16 protein-coding genes are annotated in these 21,379 nt (G+C 40.8%); 3 read left to right on the top strand and 13 right to left on the bottom strand.

The features are described 5' to 3' along the window. Nucleotides 1-121 precede the first annotated feature (121 nt). Nucleotides 122-931, top strand: coding sequence for a cytochrome C assembly family protein (locus MSG93_RS15640; protein ID WP_324622439.1), 810 nt, complete (start codon nt 122-124; stop codon nt 929-931). A 78-nt stretch (nt 932-1,009) separates the two neighbouring features. Beyond that, a complete protein-coding gene (locus MSG93_RS15645) occupies nt 1,010-1,939 on the top strand; it encodes a tRNA dihydrouridine synthase (protein WP_005283752.1) in 930 nt (309 codons plus the stop codon). Nucleotides 1,940-2,006: 67 nt separating this feature from the next. Here the strand turns inward: MSG93_RS15645 and MSG93_RS15650 are convergent, their stop codons facing one another. The 9 genes from MSG93_RS15650 to MSG93_RS15690 form a co-directional block, all read right to left on the bottom strand. Then, nucleotides 2,007-3,026 carry a DUF6160 family protein gene (locus MSG93_RS15650; RefSeq protein ID WP_324622440.1) on the bottom strand — a complete coding sequence of 340 codons (1,020 nt, stop codon included), beginning with the start codon at nt 3,024-3,026 and terminating at the stop codon, nt 2,007-2,009. Between the two features lie 115 nt (nt 3,027-3,141). Further along, nucleotides 3,142-4,638: a hypothetical protein gene (locus MSG93_RS15655; protein ID WP_324622441.1), complete on the bottom strand. Its 1,497-nt coding sequence runs from the start codon at nt 4,636-4,638 to the stop codon at nt 3,142-3,144. A gap of 18 nt (nt 4,639-4,656) precedes the next feature. Further along, on the bottom strand, nt 4,657-7,056 hold the full coding sequence (locus MSG93_RS15660) for a DUF6160 family protein (protein WP_324622442.1): 2,400 nt from the start codon (nt 7,054-7,056) through the stop codon (nt 4,657-4,659). An 18-nt stretch (nt 7,057-7,074) separates the two neighbouring features. Next, nucleotides 7,075-7,773 carry a hypothetical protein gene (locus MSG93_RS15665; protein WP_324622443.1) on the bottom strand — a complete coding sequence of 233 codons (699 nt, stop codon included), beginning with the start codon at nt 7,771-7,773 and terminating at the stop codon, nt 7,075-7,077. Nucleotides 7,774-7,785: 12 nt separating this feature from the next. Further along, the gene (locus tag MSG93_RS15670; protein ID WP_324622444.1) at nt 7,786-9,867 is read right to left on the bottom strand and encodes a hypothetical protein; all 2,082 of its coding nucleotides are present in this window, start codon (nt 9,865-9,867) and stop codon (nt 7,786-7,788) included. A gap of 503 nt (nt 9,868-10,370) precedes the next feature. Next, nucleotides 10,371-12,071: a ShlB/FhaC/HecB family hemolysin secretion/activation protein gene (locus MSG93_RS15675; protein WP_324622445.1), complete on the bottom strand. Its 1,701-nt coding sequence runs from the start codon at nt 12,069-12,071 to the stop codon at nt 10,371-10,373. A gap of 80 nt (nt 12,072-12,151) precedes the next feature. Continuing rightward, the gene (locus MSG93_RS15680) at nt 12,152-15,109 is read right to left on the bottom strand and encodes a filamentous hemagglutinin N-terminal domain-containing protein (RefSeq protein WP_324622446.1); all 2,958 of its coding nucleotides are present in this window, start codon (nt 15,107-15,109) and stop codon (nt 12,152-12,154) included. 339 nt (nt 15,110-15,448) lie between these two features. Beyond that, the gene (gene dcd / locus MSG93_RS15685; RefSeq protein ID WP_002120290.1) at nt 15,449-16,018 is read right to left on the bottom strand and encodes a dCTP deaminase; all 570 of its coding nucleotides are present in this window, start codon (nt 16,016-16,018) and stop codon (nt 15,449-15,451) included. Nucleotides 16,019-16,125: 107 nt separating this feature from the next. Beyond that, nucleotides 16,126-16,719, bottom strand: coding sequence for a LysE family translocator (locus tag MSG93_RS15690; RefSeq protein WP_324622448.1), 594 nt, complete (start codon nt 16,717-16,719; stop codon nt 16,126-16,128). A 313-nt stretch (nt 16,720-17,032) separates the two neighbouring features. Between MSG93_RS15690 and MSG93_RS15695 the strand changes: the two genes are divergently transcribed. Then, nucleotides 17,033-17,590, top strand: a complete 558-nt coding sequence (locus MSG93_RS15695; RefSeq protein WP_005283725.1) for a DUF2062 domain-containing protein — start codon at nt 17,033-17,035, stop codon at nt 17,588-17,590. A gap of 24 nt (nt 17,591-17,614) precedes the next feature. On the opposite strand, the gene MSG93_RS15700 is transcribed toward MSG93_RS15695, so the two are convergent. From MSG93_RS15700 to MSG93_RS15715, 4 genes are all read right to left on the bottom strand, one after another. Continuing rightward, nucleotides 17,615-18,490, bottom strand: a complete 876-nt coding sequence (locus MSG93_RS15700) for a 5'-methylthioadenosine/S-adenosylhomocysteine nucleosidase (protein ID WP_324622449.1) — start codon at nt 18,488-18,490, stop codon at nt 17,615-17,617. A 147-nt stretch (nt 18,491-18,637) separates the two neighbouring features. Next, a complete protein-coding gene (gene apbC / locus MSG93_RS15705) occupies nt 18,638-19,867 on the bottom strand; it encodes an iron-sulfur cluster carrier protein ApbC (RefSeq protein ID WP_324622450.1) in 1,230 nt (409 codons plus the stop codon). Nucleotides 19,868-20,168: 301 nt separating this feature from the next. After that, a complete protein-coding gene (locus MSG93_RS15710) occupies nt 20,169-20,618 on the bottom strand; it encodes a hypothetical protein (protein ID WP_324622451.1) in 450 nt (149 codons plus the stop codon). 187 nt (nt 20,619-20,805) lie between these two features. Then, nucleotides 20,806-21,342: a GNAT family N-acetyltransferase gene (locus MSG93_RS15715; protein ID WP_324622452.1), complete on the bottom strand. Its 537-nt coding sequence runs from the start codon at nt 21,340-21,342 to the stop codon at nt 20,806-20,808. Nucleotides 21,343-21,379 lie beyond the last annotated feature (37 nt).

Consider the following 21,379-nt stretch of genomic DNA (forward strand, 5'->3'; position numbering starts at 1 on the left):
TGCAAAAAAATCTTTCTTAAAATAGAAAATTTATGCATAAGATGCTATAGGATACTGTAGTTCGAAGCGAATTTATATCTTATATGGCGAATATTATTCATCCTCCTAAAAAAGGTTTGACATGATCAGTCTCCCCTTGGTTTACACAATTTTGGCACTTATCGCCTATACCAGTTCATTTTGGTATTTGTTTATTCGATTGATGTCAAAACGTACTCCAAATCTTTGGTGTTATGGCCTGATGGTCGGTTTAGGACTGGTGCTACATGCCACCGTTCTTTCCCAAGACATGCTGACATCTATTGGGGTGAACTATGATGTATTCAACCTGATGTCCTTCACTTCCGGACTGATGTTGGCACTGAGTCTGATCCTGAGCCTGATTCGCCCGATCCTGCCTCTCAACCTGATCGGCACCCCTGTAGCTGCCTTTGGTTTAATTCTGGGCTTCGCATTTAGCCAACCCAATCAGGTGATTGAACAACATAGCTTTGGTCTGGACCTACATATCATTCTGTCACTGGCAGCTTATGCTGTGCTACTGATGGCGACCATCCATGCGGTGCTTTTATGGTTTCAGGACCGGGAACTGAAAAAGAAACAAAAACGACGCATCTGGGTGAATTTACTTCCGCCCTTTCAGGTCATGGAATCTGTGTTATTTGACCTGATTATTACTGGATTTGGCCTGCTTACTGCCGCATTATTGTTCGGCTTCTTTACCATTGATAACTTTTTTGCCCAACATCTCGCACACAAAACTGCATTTAGTATCATTTCATGGTTCTTGTACGGCGCGTTATTGATCGGACATTACAAATTTGGCTGGCGTGGACGTAAAGCAATTCGTTTTACCATTAGCGGCTTTGTCCTGCTTGCGATTGGTTTTATGGGAAGCAAATTTGTTTTAGAAATGATATTAGGACGTTAGTTTTTACATTTTAATAAAAACTAGACAGCCTATCTGAAAATGCGTATAACGCTGTTTTCGCTTCGCTAGGTAAAAATCGTGAAACTTGTACTCGCTCCAATGGAAGGTCTGACTGATCCGATCATGCGTGATGTGCTCACCCATGTTGGCAGTTTTGATTGGTGCGTGACCGAGTTTATCCGTATTACCGATAGCATTCAGCCCGATCATATCTACTACAGCTTTTGTCCAGAACTCAAAAATGGCGGCAAAACTGCGGCTGGCACCCCGGTACATGTACAGTTTCTAGGTAACAATCCAGAGATGCTCGCAGCCAATGCAGCCAAAGTGGTTGAACTGGGTGCACCTGCAATTGACCTGAATTTTGGTTGTCCGGCCAAAACCGTAAATCGCCATCGTGGTGGTTCTGTATTACTGGATGAGCCGGAAACCGTACATCTGTTGGTCAAAGCCGTTCGTGATGCCGTACCAGCACATATCCCAGTCTCAGCCAAAATGCGTTTGGGCTATCTTGATGAAAATCATACCTTAGACAATGCCCATGCCATTGAAGATGCTGGCGCCAGCTGGCTCACCGTACATGCGCGCACCAAAGCGGATGGTTATACCCCGCCAGCCTATTGGGAAAAGATTCAACCGATTACCAAAGCATTAAAAATCAATGTCATTGCCAATGGTGAAATCTGGAACAATACCCATGCAAAAGCCTGTCTGGAACAATCTCATTGCCAAGATTTAATGATTGGCCGCGGTGCGGTGACTACACCAGATTTAACCTTATGCATTCGTCAGGATATGGATCATGCGCTGCTATCTTGGCAAGACTTGGTAGAACTGCAGCTACGCTTCTTGAGTGGTCAATACAAGACCGAAATTGGCATGGTCGGACGTTATAAGCAATGGTTAGGAATGATGACCAAGGCCTATCCTGAAGCCCAGCAACTGTGGGCACACGTGAAGAAGATCAAACAGCTTGAAGATATCCTTCAGTATTTAAAACAAAGCTGAGGCTTGTACTTAAGTTTAAATAAAAAAAAGCGGCCTAAGCCGCTTTGGAAAACCCAAAAATACTTCATTACATGCCACTGACTTTCATCTTCAGGTTCGTTACAGAAGCACCCGTCATACCAATATTACCAATGGAAGCATTAGGTAAATTATTAAAAGCACCAGCCTGCTGAGCACCACTTGTACCTAATAACACATTGTTTAATTGTAAATCGAACTTGTTGCTTGTGCCAGTATTGCCAAAAATCACTCCACCTTTATCCGTTGTACCAGAAGGACCATAGATTCCAGCATAAAATCCTTTCAGCCCAAAAGGATTACCATTATTGCCGGTCAGTTTAAAGTCAAAACTTGCACCAACAGGTGCTGTCGTCGAGTTTCCTGGCGTCGCATAATCTGAAACCAGCATAATGTTACATCCCGTCCCTGTGCCACAGATAGACTCGATCGCACCATCAAACATCACCATATGCCCTTGTGGTGCGGCACCCATTTGAATATTCATGCTAGGTTTATTTGCTGCAAAAACAATATCAATTCCACCTACACGCAATAATTCTTTCACATCACTTTTTAGTAAGGTCCCAGAACTAAAAATAGAATTACGTGTATAAGTGCTTCCATTTAAACTGGAAAGAGAAGCAGGGCCAGCAGTGTAAATCGAAAATGGAGAAATCCGAAGACCCGTTACATTATTATTAAAAGCTAAGGCGATATTCGCAAATGCACCGCCTTTTGCTGCGGAACCAGCATCCGTATCCACGGCAGCTTTAAAACCGAGTATTGTCTCGGCCGTGCCATTTAGGCCAGTCACTTTTACGGGTAGAGCCGTGGCTTGCCCAGCTACGCCAGCAATCACCAAACCTGCACGGTTGGTATATGAAGGAGATGTATAGCCACCATAAGACAGGCCATCATTATCAATAATCGCCATTTGATTAAATTGAACATTGGCTTGAACACCGATCGTTAAGCCATCTTGGCCCGTCATTGCAGAAAGACTTTGATCATCCATCGGCTGCATTGCCATTGAGATCGGGCTCAATAACAATAGCGAAAACCATCCTAATTTCTTGTTTTTATTCATTGTCCTCATCCGTAGACAAATGTTTAAAATATGTACTATAGCTTAGCATACTTAAAATAAAACATTAACTGCTATTGCTATAAAGGCAGCTTTTATAAAATTTTCTATAAAAATTCTAACAGAACTTTAAACCGCCAAAACAGTTAGAAACAGGCTTCTGGTTACTGTCAAGTAAGAGGTTTTCCAAGACCATCACCGCACGTGCATTGTCTGCTAGCCGTACATCACCAATTCCTTTATAAATAGGAGTTCCGAATAATGCCCCAAATGCCTCCCCAATACTGAGGTCAATTCGATTATTTGACAAATAATCTGTAATAAAGGTAGCTATTTGAGGAAGTACATCCTGCATCGGAATACCTGTCGTTGGATTTAAGGCACCAAAATCTAATGGATCTTTAAAGGATAGCCACCAACCTGGTTGTGCGATATCTGCAGCGTCGGCACCTGGCCATTGTAAAGCGGTATTCTGTAAAGCGAGATATCCACCACTAGTAATTGGTAGGTTATGAATTAGGTTAAAGTTTTGATTCACCTGCACATTGGCTTTAAGATTAGTAATATAGGAGCAATTAGTTTTATTAATCACTGCAGCACAACCAGCTGATGTAGTCCCTTTTGCCCCCATAAAGAATGTTGCTTCATCAACTAGTCCAAGAATTGACTCATCTAAAGTCATCGCAATTCCACCATTATCTGCACCAATCGCAATAGTAGGAATCGGCACATCTTTTACTACCAAATTTAATTGTTTCATTCGACTGCCAGTTACGATAGTTTCAGGGAAATTAAATGCTACCGTTTGGCTAGGCACATTAATACCCCAGATCGGACTCCCATTATAATTATACAAATTCTCAGAACCCTGTGCTCCAGCAGGATTTTGGTAGCTTCCAGATCCAGATGTCATTTTATTTGAATTCGTAAATGCAACTCGATCCATTCCAAGTGCTCTTATTTTCGCATAAATCAATTGGTCTGCTGTTGTACCAAACATTGCTGAGTCCGTAAAAGCATTTACAGGCGTTTGACCAACCTTGATAAATCCACTAAATGTATTGATCCCTCCTCCTGTAGATACACCATTACCATTAATATCGTTAGTGGTACCTGCCGATAAATAGCCTAAAATTTCTTCAGCACTAAGGCGAAAACCCGAAACCTCTCGTGTTGAGGCACTATTTGGATTCTTGATTGCAAACTCAATAAAAGGATTGGTCAGCATCGCACTAGTATTAGCACGGCCCTTGGACCATGTCGGGGTACCATCAGCCAATTTTCCATCGGGTGGCCCACTCAGTGAAACATTCTCCATATCGATATCACAGGCTCCTGCGCCATTTCGACCACCACAACCCAATTGTAAACCACGAATATTAGCATTTAATTCTAATTTTGCTTCCAGACCCAATTTATAATAGCCAAAATTCTTTAAAGCATTCGAAGTATCAGGTGCCGTATAACCCAATGATAATAATGCCTGTCCTCGAGCAGCAGATAACTCACTATCACTCATTTCAACCAAACCATTACTGGCCCAGGTCTGTGTTGCAAATACAGACATGAGTAAACAAGAGGTCAATATTGATTTCTGCATTCCTTTTTTCATCATTTTCTTCCTGTTATTCAGTTAATTACGCGGTCTGATCGAGAATTCAGTCCGGAGTTGTCCACCCGTCATCACCATCTCTCCAAGACGTTGTGCTTTATTATTGGCGGCATCTACCCGTGGATAAAAGTTAATGTCTTGCACCCGGAAAACATCATTCGGTGTCCGGTCTGGATTAAAGTTAAAACCAAGATTAAAACCAACATTGTCTTTGTTCACTACAATCGCGTTATTAAACTGAACTAAGCCGGTCATATTGTCGAAACCGATGCTGGCTTCATCAATTGGGTCACTAATTTGTAATGAGCCATCTTTGAGACGATAGCGCCCAATAAAAGACAATCTGTTGCCATTATTCGCTGTAATTTCATTATTGGGTACCAAACTCAAATTCATATCTCCCAAGAATTTCAGCTTAAGACCGAATAGCACATCATCTTTGGTATTAAATGGATTGACGATAACTGGTGTCGCACTGTTAGGGTTGCTATAAGTAGGTAGGTATCCGGCAGCAATTTCAGCTGCCATCACCATCAACAGGTCTTTTAACTCAACATTGACATTTCCACCTTCAAACCCCATGCTGCCATAGCCACGTAATAACATATCAATATTACGTAGTCCCATATAATAATTCTTATCGCCATCTACAATTAAAATTGAAGTGGTTTTACTTCCATCGGCATTGCGTCCTTCTGTGCTTAATGCCACCGCAAGTCCTAGACGCTGTGAATTGGTCACTGCTGAGCGAGTAATACTATTGTTCAGATTATTTAAACCAAAAACCTCACCGGTATAATTGGTTGCGTAAGTCGCCAGATTGGCATTAACGTTATAGAATGGTAGACCTAGCCCCCATTTATTAGTTAAGCCAGCATTCGATGCAATGGCGTTGCCAGCAGACACACCACTACTTGAGGTAAAACGACCTCTCCTAGAAAGTGCTTGGAAGTCAGCTCCACGAACAGCCACCACTAGACTATAAGGATTCACAGCATTATTATGAATTTGCTGGATATAATCAGTCGCACTGGTTAGGGTACCGCCATTGCCCCCCAAACGTGCATTACGTAGCACGGAGTTTTCAGGCATTCTTAAATTCCGTGTATTGGCAAGGTTAATATATACATTGCCGCTGTCAAAATATGCACGTTGATTCGAGTTAATCACTAAAGGACTTAAGTCTCCGAACTCAAAACCAAAGGTATTCGAGCCTGCACCACCAATTTCTAATGTGGTTGCCTTGCTGTCGTCCCCACCTAACATGGCATCTCCTTTTTGGGTAAACTCCCCTCGGAGACGAAGTGCCAGACCACTAGAGCCCATCACCGTTCCATTGGCTCCGGTGGCCGTCGTGCCAGAGTCACTAGCGAAACCTAAAACATTGTTTAAAGTATGGGTATTAGTGGCATTATTATCCGCAGGCGCAGCTAGCCCATTGGCACTAGTTCCTCTAACCTGAAGCGCACCGTTGACAATACGCCCACTCATCCCAAGACGAATCAATCCTTTACTGTTATCCAGGTTATAGACTGGATTACTTGGATTAATGGTTGTATTACTTTTGGTCATTAATTCAATATTTAAGCCTGAACTGGTCCCGGCATACGTTCCGGTTGCAGCTCCTAACTGATTGGGGTCTGTCACACGCGTAAAGTCGACATAACCGTAGGTGCTATCTGGACTGGTGGTCTTGGTTGCCGAATTACTGCCCAAATTGGTTTGTAAAATCAAACCCTTAACCGGGTCAACATACATTGCGCCCTTGCCTAAAAAGTTAAAGTTAAAATTCTTTAAAATAAGCTGGTTATATTCATTTGTTGTACCAGTTCCCAAACCCGCATATAAATTAATGTTCTGTAAACCTAGCTGCAAAGAGGATTGTGAATTTGCACTAAATAAACCATCTTTGGTATTAAAAGCAATAATTTGTGGGGAACCTGTCTGAATCGCGAAGTTACCAATACTGGCATTACAGCTGACAGTTGGCGTTTGGGCACAAATCTGGAAACTTCCAACCGAAATGGTCGATGGCATACTTTTGATTTGCAGATCTAGACCTGTTTTAGAACCGCTTGAACCGGTATTAATTTTATAATCGGTACCCAAGTTATAATTACCTGCACCCGCGCCCGCATCATAGGCAAGGTTTTTACGAACCCTGACATCATTTGCAACAGCTCGCAGCGTCTGCTCCGCGTTGCTGGCCATTCCTGCCCGGTCTTCCCAGTACAGTTGATCGACCTTAATTTCATCATAGGTGGTTTGTAAAGATACCCCGTCCTGACCATTCACCTGTCTTAGATCGGTATCTTGCAACTCCTGCAATGCATGTGCTGTGTGAGTCAGACATAAGATACTACTTGCCAGTGTTGTTAAAACAAAATGGCGTTTCTTGTTTTTATTGACCTTCCGTTTCATACCCATTCCCTTTTTATTTTAACAACGTGGATGTGATGTACCACAGGAAAAGATTTTAACCTGGCCTGTCATAGACAGGTTGCCATTCATATTTACACCAATAAAACCTTTTTCCTTATTGGCATCAAAGCCAGTGCCACCATACGTTGTAGCAGGTGTCAAATACCCTGGTAGGTTGGTAGAACCTGCAGAACAGTTTTGATTACCCTCCGTACATGTATCGGTTTCTATAGATAAGGATTGGAAACCAACATTACGAAACTGAATGGGCTTTACTGGATCAAAACCTAACTTGATCGCGGCATGACTAAGACCACCATAAATCACGTCTTCACCATCGAGCTTGATTTGTTGAATATTGACAGTCCCTTGAATCCCCTTCATGACTAACCACTGCTTACGCCCTGTGGCAGAAGGCACACGATTACCTTGAGTATCATACGTATCTTGCGTGCCATCGTGATAACGGTTATTTAATGACAAGGCAAGCCGACAATAGAGTAAATCTGCACATAAAAAATTTGCATTATCATCCTGATTTAAAATCATTTTTAAAGAGAGATCTGCGCCCGCCTGACCCGTAACATTCTCCAGACTGGTGTCATCCAAACTTTCCATCGCATAAAGAGAAGTTGAAAGTAATAGCACACCCCATCCTTTGATTAAGCTCACTAGCAGATCACGATAATCGTAATTTTTATGATTGTTAAACTTCATCGTCTTATATCCTTATAAGCCCGTTGTGGTTAGCTTAAGATGCTGAATCAGTAGACCATCAATTGCAGCTGAACCAAAGTTATTGTTGACCGTTGCACCTGGTGGCTGCATATTATTAATACGCCCAGCAATATCTGTTGGTGTGGTGGTTTGGATGCCTAAGATCTGATTATTAAAGTTTTGACGCCATGTAGTTTCGTAGGGATTTGGACGATTTAAAGAAGGATGAGGCTGTCCTGTCACAGGTGCTTTAGGGGAAACAGGGTTCCAAGTTGTACTCCACGCCTGCCAGGTAGTTGGTAATTGACAAAAGCAGGAAAGACTAAAAGAAGTGTTATATCCACGAGTTCTTCCCCAAACCTGAGTAAAATCTTCCTGCATTGCACTTGATAGACCAGTCCCCGATTTTAATTCACCAATCGAAACACCATAAGAACCTATTCCTTTATGGGCAGATAGTTTATTGGTCGTAGTATCATAATCCGTCGCACCAATCGTAATACTACTGTGTGTCGCGCTACTTCCTTGATAACCAGCAACAGTCGAAGTACCACACCGGTAAATATTACAAGTTGAACCTAAATAGGTAACCCCTGGATCGACTGATGCCGCTGGGTCAATATTTTCATAACGGGTATAAATACGGCGATACACCTCTTGTGCGTTTGGAATACGCGCCAATTCAATCGAGAAATTATTGCCATCTGTACTAAGCATTAAAGGTTGATATAAATTACCTAAAACCAGATTTACATTCATATCATAGAGAAAAATACCGTCTGCATTGGTATTAGCCTGGAAATTGGGCACTGCACCGCCTAATGCCGGGGTACTATTATCGTAAGTTCCACCTGCTATTTCTTGCGTACTAATCCGAAATACACTGGTTGATGTTGGTGCTGTCCAGTCATTGGTGCCTTTTGCTCTTAAACGACGTGTAGTAAATCCATTTTGATTGTAACACTGCCCTACTTGTACAGATCCACCCACAGTATTTGGTTTAGGTGATGTACACATACCCCCACTTGGAAAACTTCCTGAAACAGTGGCGTTAGTGGGCGGATCATAAGAGGTACGAATACCATTGGTATTATTTGATGCATTAGCTTGTGCGCTAGTAATCGTTGTACCTGTTGCCAATACGCCATTCTCAAAAAAGGTATTTGTCGTTGGATCATAATCAACTTGTACAATTTCACGCGTCGTAGTTTGATTGCTGACCGTGCCACGCTTGGTATCGGTTGCTCCACTGTTAAGACGGACTAATCCTGCTACACCAAAGGTTTTGTTATAGTTAGTATTCATCCCGTAGTTAAAGGTTTTTACCGTCGGGACGTTATTAATCTTCAAAGTTGCATTATAAGTCCCCCCCATAGATGGTGTCACACCGTCCAAGGTTTGAAATACTTTCAGGTTCGAACCATTGATACTAAAGCCATCCCACACCGTAGCAAGACGTAAACGATTACTTAACCCATTTAAACCATTTTCAGCAACAGTTGCGTCCCGTTGAAAAATATCAGTCCATAAACCCAATTTTAAATTGTAAGCAGAGGACTCTGCTGTACCTGCTGCAGGCAGCACCATTTTACGCAAAGGCGCTTCAAGTGCTAAATAGGTGACATTGCTGATTGTGCCTGCAAAGTTAGGAACGTTTTGGTCATTTAATGTAGTAAGCACCCAAGGGTTATCTGCAGTGCCCCAAGAGTCAATAGGACGACCATATAAAGTCCCCCAATCACTACCATCAATAGCAGCACCTAAATTTTTATTGGATTGTGATATAGATAGCCCATACAACCATGCATCTGCTTTTTTATAACCTTTTGCAGTGGCAGTGGCGCTTAAAGGCCCAACAGGAATTAGACGGATCGAACCTGCGCCATATGTTCCAGCGCCATTGTTGGCATTGTCTGCACCATTAAAACGGAAAGAAAAATTTTCAGGCAGAAGTGCGATCCCTTCACCTGTGGTTTCACTCAAAGCATCATCGGAAATTTCTTGTAATGCAAAAACAGATTGACTTACGCATAAGCTAATAAAACTTGCTAAAACAGTTTTTTTAAATAAAACCGTAGAAGTTAATTTAGTCATCTTGACCTTCCTATTACTTGATGCTCCGCATCATCATTCTTTTTCTAACATCCTTTTTTTGAGTGACGCCCTACAAACTCTAGGAAAAACTGCATTTATGCTTCACTCAAATGCAGGCAATCTGCCTACCTAATCTCATTCTTCATTATGCTGATAATTTACACAAATGCAAAATAATTTAGGTAAACGGTATACTTTCCGATGAGTGAAATACACCTTTGAATATTTTTAATATAATTAGATCGATGATTTTCATCTTGTTATTATTTTCTATATAGTCAAATTAAGCTTTTCACCAAGCGCCCATGATTGTTGCAAAATGTAAGTGCATGGCTTACGCTTCAACAGCTTTAATTTATGCATTGATCAACATTTCTGTTATACAAATTTTTATAATTTGTATTGATAGCAACCCAAGATTAATCAGATAGCGCTAAAAATATAGCCGTATTGATCTCTCACATCTAATCAAACACGTCTCATTTAAATTATCAAATGAGACATTAAAACCTCCACCCTATTGCAAATTGTAACCGTGGTTGCTTATCCTGATCACTTTTCGCAGCTGACGTATTTCGCCATGCTAGGGTGGTATTAAAATCGAAATCTCGATACCCTCCGCTCAATCCTATGCCTGTACTGGCTAAAGTGCGGCTATTTTTATCAGCAAGGTAGGGATTTTTATTTTGCTGAGTTTGCCCGAACTCCTGAAATAAATACGGGGTTAAAAACGGAGTCAGTTGATAATAAATATGAATTGATGTCCCCCAGCCTTGATCTCCAAGACCTTCTGCTACTGGATAAGCACGCATCGGAGCCAAAGAAAATTTTTCCGCAGAATCGAGGTTCTTTGAGGCGAGCTGCCCGTAGAGTTCACTGGTTAACCATGATGATGCCGTTAATCTCTGTTGTCTGGCAAGTTTAAGTTCGTATTTATTAAAACTACCTTGAGTCTTCGCAGATAAACGATCTATGTTTAAAGCAGAAGGACTTTGTATTTTCAAATTTCCGACTGTAGCGATCAGTTCAAGTTGATTCATACCACCTTTGGCTTTGCCGACACCCCAATCATCGATATGATTAAAATTCAGTGCAATTCGACTGGCGTCTATCTGCTTTGAAGTTTCTGTATCAGTCGCTGCAATTTCATCGAATAGCTTTCTTTTTTCAGCCAACAGCTTTAAATTCAAATTCGTTTTTTGGCTTCGAATCAATGGATAAGTTAGGTTTAAATTATAGTTTTCAGAGCTTCCTGTAGCGTCTAATAATTTAAATTGTTCTCCCAGTTCATACTCTGTTCGGCTATAGCCTCCCCCAAGCAGTAAGCCATTTCCTGCAATTGGAAAGTGGGCATTCAAGGCACCTGAGATTAAGTCTTGATTACTGCCTAACACTTGTACCGATAACCTTTCTCCATAGCCTAACAAGCTGTGACTTTCCAGATATCCCGAAAGTCGATATTTTCCTGTATAGCGACTACCAGAATTATCGACACCGATACGCCCTAGCCAGGTTGGCTGCCCCAGAATATCCAAAACAAGATCTGTTTGTCCTGTTTCCTCACCAGCCTGTAGGTTGGCCTGAATTTGTCCTACACCTGATAAATCAGAGATGAGAAGCAATGTTTGGTTGCTTTGTTGCTGTTGTAAAGCTTGATCAAGAGGAATCTGATCGGTATAGCGCTGAATCGTTGTATCTTTAAGTTTAGACTGATTCATTAAAATAACTTTGCCAAGTTTTCCTTCTAATACTCGAATGACTAATATTCCATTTTCTAACTTTTGTTGAGGTAGATAAGCTTTGGCTAAAAAATATCCCTGTTTTTTATAATATTGTGTAATTCGGTCTGTCCCTGCCTGTAGGTCGGCAAGTACATTGTTCCTATTTTCTAAAGATTCAACCAGCCTATGCAGAACTAAAGCTTCAATTTGTTGATTGCCTTCAATTTGAACTTTGTTAATCCATATTGGCGTTTGATCCTGACTATAATTTTTCTGCGATGATTCAGAACCCAAATACTGTTGATCTGTTTTAGGCGTTTGTTTGAATTGTGCAGGACCTAGTTGTTTGGTAATGGTTCCACTATCTGGTATAACCGTTTCGGCCTGCGCAGTTAAGCTGCTTGCAAGAGTACAAACGAGCCATACAAACTTATAGCTACTACGATATAGCATTTCTTTCTTTTTATTGAAATATAACGTCATTGTTCATCTAGCTTTATTACGGGTTGATTTGACAGACAAGAATTCAAAATTCTTGCCTGCCTCTCACTTTTATTTTTAAATTAATGATTATAGCGAAGCCATGGGGCCTTCTGATCTTCGTCAATCACCCACATTGAGGTTGAGTTTGGATCTGAAACATCGGCAATATCCCAACCTGAGAAAGTTAAGATTTGTTGAAGTTCAGCCGTGGTTTTGCCAATACCTCCAGCACTGTTAGATTGACCTGATGTTTCAGTATTCCAGTAGCTCTCATTCACTGTACCTAAAGAGGAGCTATTTTCTCCAATAAGTCCCCCAATATTATTTACGCCTGTTACAGCTCCATTCGAATAGCTATATTCAATCGTTCCTGCATTACTACCAATCAACCCACCCACTGAGCTATTCCCGTCCACCCAGCTTGTTGAATATGAATTTGTAACAGTACCATCATTTCGACCAACTAATCCCCCAACAACCAAATCACCTTTGACTAGCCCCGTAGAAAAACTTTCCTGAATTATACTGTTAGGTGTATTATAACCAACTAGACCACCAACATATTGACTTTGGACAACACTATTTCCGATTACATTACCAGTAGAATAACTATTATTAACATACAAGCGTGATATTTGAGAATTACCTACGACTTGTCCTACTAAGCCTCCCAACGCAGATAATCCACTAATATTTCCAGTTGCATAACTATGATCTATATAATAATTTTCATTTTGTCTAGGAGAATACGTGAGCACCCCTGCTAAACCACCCGCGCCAATGAAAGCAAACTCTGGATGCCAATTTCCATTGATATACGCTCCTGATAAAATATCGCCTGTCGCATAGCTATTATAAATGCCTACTGCTTGGCCTGCTAAACCGCCAGCATAGGCCCCAAATGTAACTCCAGTATTATCTTTATCCCATTGTTCTGCTAATCGAGATAAATCTGCAAAAGCAATATTACCAGTTGCATAACTATCATAAATAGGCAGAAGGCTCATTCCAACTAAGCCTCCAACTCCCATAAAGCTTGTCACTTGCGTATCTGAATAGCTATGACTAATTTTACCCTGATTATTACCAAAATATGGATCTCCCGCTTGACCAATCAAACCACCAGTAAATAACAGTCCATCCACACGACCTGTACTATAAGTATTTTTAACATTGCCATCAAAATGAAGCCCTGATAAAGCTCCAACATAAGCGAATCCATCCAAAGATATATTAGTTAAACCAATATCCCTTAACTCACTTCCATAAGTAATGCCAAATAAACCTTGGGGCAAAGCTTCTATTTGACTAACACCATTTGGTTTATGGATTGTTAAACTATCTATCTGATGACCAAGTCCATGAAAATTACCTTGAAAAATAGGGACTGCTGAAGAAATTCCTTCACCTTGTAAATATTGATAAACATCCCCGACCCTAAGCTGCCCAACAGCATAAAAACCCTCACCATTATTCCAATCGGCAGTAGCTGAAGCATCAATATTGCTGCCCAGTGCATAATTACCCGTAAGATTATTTTGCATGCCCTGCAAGGTATTACTACTTGTATCTCCCTCCACCCCTAATTCATTAATCACAATATATGATTTATCATTGATCACTAAATTGGATGAAGAACCACTGATATTAATTTTGGCACCATTATTTAAGTTGTAATCTGAACTCGCGCCATAATTCATAGCTAATTTAGCCTGATCACCACTTAAGTCTAAATCACTATTGAAGTTAATATCTTTGGAGGCTGTCAGTGTAAGTGCTGTATTGGCATTCCAGCTGGTTGCGTCATTAAGATTAATATTGCCCTGACCTGCTGCTGTGCCTACAGCATTCAAGGTGACATTACCCTTGTTTAAGGCGTCACCTAATGTGGTACTACTCACACTCCCGCCAAAGAACTCGACATCTATATTTTTTGCTTGTAATTCCCAACCACTTGTAGTTGGTGGTAATCCTGTCGTTGAATTACGTTGTGTTGTTATATTCGTACCAGAAATAATCTGTACATTGGCAGCAGATGTTTTAATTTGTCCACCACTACCACCATTGGGTGCAGAAGCATCTAGGGTACCACCTATGTTCAGGGTACCACTGGTTAGATCGCTGCCTAATTCAATTACACCACGGACATTATTGACAGTTTGCGCTTGAATCACTCCAACACTATTCACTACGGCATTACTTAACTCATCAATCCCCTTTGCGGTAAGCACAACTTTACCACCATCGGCTTGGATCATTCCGCCAGAGTTAATCAAGGCTTGGGCCTTACCCTGATTAATGGTGTAACCCAATAAACTACCATTATTTAAATTCAAGGTAATATCACCAGCAGCAGCCAATAAAACATTGCCTTGTGATGCTTTAATGGTGCCAGTATGCTTTACCGTCGGGGCAAGCAAGGCAACCGTTCCTCCCGTTGGTACTGTAATTTTCCCACGGTTTTCGATGCTTTTGTTATTCCCGGTATTATTAAAATTGAATAAGTTATTATTAAAGTCACTATTACTCAGATTTAAAGTAGAGGCGACTAACCCTGCTGTATTTACCTGTGATGTACTACCAAATAACACCCCATTTGGATTGATAATAAAAACTTGTCCATTGGCATTGAGTTGACCATTTAAATTTGAAGCACTAGAGCCTGTCACTCTATTTAAGGTAATTGAACTCGAACTTGGTTGAACAAAATTGACTACCTCATTGTTATTGGTGGAAAAACTACTCCAATCGATCGCAGCCTTAGCTGTGGATTGATTAATTGTTGTCGTTGTTCCTGCGGTTGAAATCGTTGCTGTACCTGAACTTACCACACCACCTGTCGGACCGGCTAGAGCAATACTAGCGCTTAATAGATTCACAGCGAAAACTGTTGTTTTTGTGCTCACCTCCAATAACGGTTTATTTAATTTATTTCTCTTAATGGATGACTCTACAACTGTTCCCCCTTTGGCGATTTCACTTACGGCTTGCCAGCAAAAATGTGTAGCGTTCCATATAACCTGATAGATCTTATTCACAATTATTCCTACCTATTTTTAATATTTTAAAAAAATTGCAATTTATTTTTAGCACATCTTTTTATATTTTGATGAATTCCATTAACTTTTCTGACCAATGGCAATATAAAAAATTATTATTAGAAAATTATTTAAAATACAACTTGGGGGCTAAGAGCTTAAAATGAGATGTATTTCATCTTTTCAATTTAGAAAAATAAATAAAATAGTGGAAATAAAAAATATTGACTGAAGATTTTATGGTTTTTAAAGTTATCTCGAAAAGCAAGATTCTAATTTTTTATTATAATTGAACCATTGACCCGTGGATCAATGGTTCTTTTTGACAACTAAAAAACTTTAGGTCTTCGGCAATGTCACGCCAGTTTGACCTTGGTATTTACCACCACGATCTTTATATGAAGTTTCGCATACTTCATCGCTTTCAAAGAACAACATTTGTGCCACACCCTCACCTGCGTAAATACGTGCTGGCAAGTTTGTTGTATTCGAGAATTCCAGGGTAACGTGACCTTCCCACTCAGGTTCTAACGGCGTCACGTTTACAATAATGCCGCAACGTGCATAGGTTGATTTGCCAAGGCAAACAGTTAATACGTTGCGTGGAATACGGAAATATTCAATGGTACGTGCCAAGGCAAACGAGTTCGGTGGAATGATACACACATCAGACTCGATATCGATAAAGCTTTTATCATCAAAATTCTTAGGATCAACAATGGCTGAGTGCACATTGGTAAACACCTTGAACTCACGTGCACAACGGACATCATAGCCATAGCTCGATACCCCGTAAGAAATCAACTTTTCACCGTTTTTATCAAAACGAACTTGATTTTCCGCATAAGGTTCAATCATGCCGTGTTTTTCGCTCATTTCACGAATCCAACGATCAGATTTTATAGCCATGACTTTTTATCCAAAGACGAAGTTAATAATTGGCGAGTACTTTAACTTAAAATGCTATTAATGAAAACAACACCTCTCATGCGTTCGCTTCAATAGAGGTGGGAATGTTATAAATTGTTGAGCGCTGAATAGCTAATTGGAATCGCAAAGCTGACCAGAACCACACAGGCGGTGCGTTGCAGTTTCGCTTGAGAGAGCCAGTTCACCTTCTTGCTTGCCAGCATTGCACCGACTGAAATCCAGAATAAAGCAATCGGAAGGATTAAAGCCACAAATGTCCCCATGTGTGCCAGATAAATATCCTGACTTTTCCAGGCAGCAGCAGGGAAAATAGCAGAAGCAAATAGTAAAGCCTTAGGATTGAGCAAGGTTGCGCAGAGGAGTTCTTTAGGGCGAATAGTCGGCTGGTTTAAAACCACATCCTGATTCGCCGTACGCCATAACTTGATGGCAAGAAAAATAATATAAGTCGCACTCAATAATTTCAAAAACGTGGGTAATAAAGGAAAAGTGGCCGATACTTTACCAATCAACATGCCCCAAGCCGTAATGGCAATAATATAACCGACCGCTTCCGCTGGAATAAGCAATAAAGATTGACGTAATCCGACCTGAATCCCTGAAGATGCAAGTAAGGTATTAGTTGGGCCTGGTGTCAGCAGAATGGTGATTACTAAACCAATAAAAAACCATGAAATCATTGAATGACCTCACTATGAGAGATTTTCAGATTAATCCAATTACTCAGCTATAGCAAAAAAATAACTGTAAGGACTTATGACGAAAATTCTTATAAGCTTTTATTTTATTTATGTTTTTAAAATTACAAGTAGTACCAACTGCACAGTCACAGGCAGATGCCTGAGTATTTAAGATTCAAATTCTGGAGATGGCTTGATAAGTGCCCCCGCTACCCCCAGATAAATGGAGACATGATTTTAAGTTTTTGCTAAGTAATTAATGTTATTTTATAAGCTGTTTCCCCTCCTATCTCTTATTCGCTCCACATGATTTATGCCTAAGCAATTTTTTCATAAGTGGCTACCTTCTTCGGAAAAAGTCGCTCGACTAAAATTTATGAAGATTTTTGGTGAACGCACCTTAAATCCACTGCTTTGGTATGTAAATCGCCGTTCTATTGCAAAAGCCATGTTTATTGGCACCTTCTGGGGTATTTTACCGGTTCCGTTTCATAGTGTGTTTATTATCCTGACCGTGCTACTGTTTGAAGTGAACTTGCCGATTGGATTATGCATGGCATGGTTAACCAATCCCTTTACGGTTGTGCCGATTCTTTATTTAGGGTTCTGGTTCGGTAGCAAGATTTATCACGTCAATATGATCAATAAAGACATGTTGCTTGGTGTTCTGCATCAGATTCTAAACTGGATCAAAAATTTTGGGCATGGACATATTGATTTTAGCCTTGCCAAAATTCTGGTTTCAGGGCTGATGATTGAAGCGATTTTATTTGCGGTTTTATTTTATGCGGCGACACACTTACTCTGGCGTTGGAGTGTGATTCGGAGCTGGAAAAATCGTGAGAAAGAGAGAAAAGAAGAAACCATCTAAATGATTTCTTCTTAACAAGAATACTTATTTCGCTGCGGCTTTGGCCTTCATATATTGTTCTGCCACATCGAGTGCATATTCCTGACATGCTTCACCTGCGGCAGGGTCATAGGCACCATTATTGGTAATGTTATTGGATAATACACGGATCCCCAAGAATGGCACATTGAATTGATGAGCAATCTGGGCCACTGAAGCTGCTTCCATCTCTTCTACCGAAGTCCCATAAACCGTATGGAACTGCTTGATGCGATCAAGCTCGTTATTCCAGGTATCTGCCGAACCAATCGTACCTTCCACCACTTGTCCTTTGGTGTAATTTGGTTTTGCCTTGTAAGCAGCAAGCAAGAGTTCTTTGTCACCTTCAAATTTACGGATTGCAATTGGCTCAGGATCAGACTCATCATCGGGTAAGACATCAAAAGCTTCATTCCACTCTAAAGCATTTGAACCACCACCAAGGGGTTTATTGGGTGTTTTAAACGCACCGATATTGGTGGTGTATTTACCTAACACAATATCAAAGACATGTAGATCTGGATCATGCCCTCCGGCTGTGCCCTGATTGATAATTGCAATCGGTTGATAATGTTGAATTGCAAGTGCAGTGGCAGCAGCAGAATTACTCATGCCCATCCGGGTTTTAGAAATCACCACAGGATAACCTTTATAGGTACCCTTCCAGAACTTCCATTCCCCAATCATTTCTACAGTCGCATTCTCTAACTGGGCAGCCATTTTTTCCGACTCGACAGGTAATGCCCCCTGAATCACGATCGGCTGGAGTTTCGCTTGTTCTTGCGGTTGAGTCGAATTTGAGTTGCTATCACCATTACATGCAGCTAAAAAAAGCGTCGTACATAGCGTGGCAATACCGATAAAAGATTTGAATTGCATCATTCACCTGTCTTAAAAAAGAAAGTCTATACAAAGCAAGTTACGTACCTACTTTGTTTTTAAAAGTGAGTTATGGAATGGTCTAGATCAAAATTTGATTTCGATTAGAAAGCAAAAACCCAACATTTGCGTGTTGGGTTTTCGGTGGGCTTAGAAAATTCGTTTATCGTCTTTCTGACGCTTCGGCAGCTTATCCATGTGTTGCAACACGGCTTGTGCAATATTGAGATAGCTTTCGGCAGCGGCATCCTTCGCGATTACACTTGGTGTGCCCTGATCGGCATGCTCACGGATTTTCGCATCTAAAGGTAAGCGTCCCAGTAATGGAATCTGGTATTGCGTTGACAACTGATCGCCACCGCCTGTACCAAAAATCTGCTCTTCATGTCCGCAATTCGAGCAAATATGGGTCGACATATTTTCAATCACACCCAACACAGGAATATTCACTTTATTGAATAGCTCAATGCCTTTGGTCGCATCCATTAACGCCACATTTTGTGGGGTGGTGACAATCACCGCACCCGTGACCGGAATACGTTGTGCCAAGGTCAATTGAATATCGCCAGTTCCCGGTGGCATATCAATGACCAGTACATCCAGATCAGGCCATAAAGTCTGGTTAAATAACTGCATCAATGCACCGGTAGCTTTTGGTCCACGCCATGCCACAGGCGTATTGTGCTCACCGATTAAATGACCAATCGACAGTACGGCCATGCCATAGGCATCTAAAGGTACAAAGTGTTCATTTTCAATCAGTGGGGTTTTGCCGGCATTGCCCAACATGGTTGGAATACTTGGGCCATAAATATCAGCATCCAGCACCCCAACTTTTAAGCCGAGCTGCTGTAAAGCCAATGCAAGGTTTACTGTAGTAGTTGATTTACCCACACCACCTTTACCCGACGATACCAGAATCACATTTTGAATACGGGGATGAGCAGCAACATCACGCTGTTGCGGTGCAGCTTTTTGAATCGGCGGATTATTGGGATCTGCTTCTGCTTGAGGTGCGGCATCCATCACTGGCGGTAGATTGCTATTTTCTGCTTTTGGTTTGGATGAGCAGCTATGACCTGCCTCACCATGCGCCGCATGTTTTTGCTGAATAATATGTAGGTTTAATTCCTGAATGCCACATTTTTCCAATGCTTCTGCAAGTTCGTCATGAATCTGTTGCAAGTGATCTTTTTCTTGGGGAAAGGTATTGATGGTCAGCTGTAGAATGCGGCCTTGTACATTGACCTGACTAATCCGATCTTTGAGCGCATTTTCTGAATGCGGTAACACATAACTTTGTAGAACTGTTTGAATCTCGTCTTCCTTCACTTCTTGCGCTGGTGAAAAAACAGATTTTAAGGAAGAAAGCCACGACATTTTGTTTACTCCAAAAACAGATCAACATAGCATTGAGTTTGCTTAGTTTAGCAGTATTGAACAATTGACGCTCCTCTCAAAGCAGATAATTGCTCATTTTTTATAGCAACTTTTCTGCTTTAGATTTCTCTGCCCAACAATACACATTTTTGTTAGAAAAAGCTTAGATCGAACAACGCTAGACTGGATAATCGATCTCATGTCGCCCAGATATTTTTAAATCCCTTTAAATAAAAAAATCCCCAAACATCGCGTGGATATGTTTGGGGAAGTCTTTCATCCTATTCGCAGATTAAACATATTAACCTTTGAATTTATTGATAGTATCCGTTGCCGCTTTCTTTAAATCATCCAGCTTGTGACTGGCCTGAGCTTTAAGATCATCAAATTTTGCTGCAGCTTCATCTTTCAATTCAGCGGCTTTGGATTTGGCATCATCCAGTTTATGGCTGGCTTCTTCTTTCAAGTGGTCAAATTTGTCTTGAACCGCATGCTGGGTATCTTCCAGTTTTGCTTTGATATCATCCACTTTGCTCGAAGCCGCTTCTTTACCTTCAGCATTTTTTTCAGAAACATCTTTCTTTAGATCATCGACGGCTTTTTCGCCTTTTAACTTCAGTTCTGCGGCAGAATGTTTTAAGTCATCAATTGCCTTTTCACCTTGTAGCTGAGTTTCTTTTGCTTTGTGTTTTAAGTCATCGCCCAATTCAGCGGCTTGGTTTTTTAATTCATCAAGTTTTTCATTTGTCATGGTATTTCCTCACTATAGGTAAAAAACATATTGTTTGGAGCAATCTTAGTTATACCGCGTTTAACGCTATTTTTTGCTGGGCGCTGCAAATTGAAACAAATGAAATACAGGAAGATTCAAATTATTGCCGAACAATAAATTATTTTATTATCAGATATAAAAAGCATATAAATGAATAACATCCTGCCTAGCGAACAAAATCCTTGTGTAATATCTCGTAGAGCACGTGCCAACTGAGTGGATGATCTTTGGCTATAGCGGGATGCTGAAATTCACCAACTTTATTCATGTTTAATTTATGCATGACTCTTTGCGATTTCGCATTGTCCAACGTGGTAAAGGCCACCACTTTATCCAGCTTTAACTTCTCAAAAGCAAATGCAAGCGCAGCTTGGGCAGCTTCAGGCGCATAACCCTGTCCCCAATAAGCCTGATCAAGTCGCCATCCAATTTCCACACAAGGCGAAAAGGAGAATTGTGTCGGTTGATTATGCAACCCGGTAAAGCCAATAAATTGCTGGTTATGTTTTAACTCAACCGCCCAGAACCCCCAGCCTTGCGTGTCAATAATTGATTTCATGCGCTCAATCAAGGCATCACTTTCTGCCCGTGTCAGCAGGTTTGGAAAATACTGCATTACTTGAGGATTGCTACTCATGGCCGCAAAGGCTTCATTATCCTCTGCTCGCCATTGTCTGAGACGTAATCTGACTGTTTCGATCATTTTTAGAACCAATAAATATGTATTAAAAACTATTAAC

This window comes from Acinetobacter sp. IK40, from assembly GCF_035615075.1.
Classification (GTDB): domain Bacteria; phylum Pseudomonadota; class Gammaproteobacteria; order Pseudomonadales; family Moraxellaceae; genus Acinetobacter; species Acinetobacter courvalinii.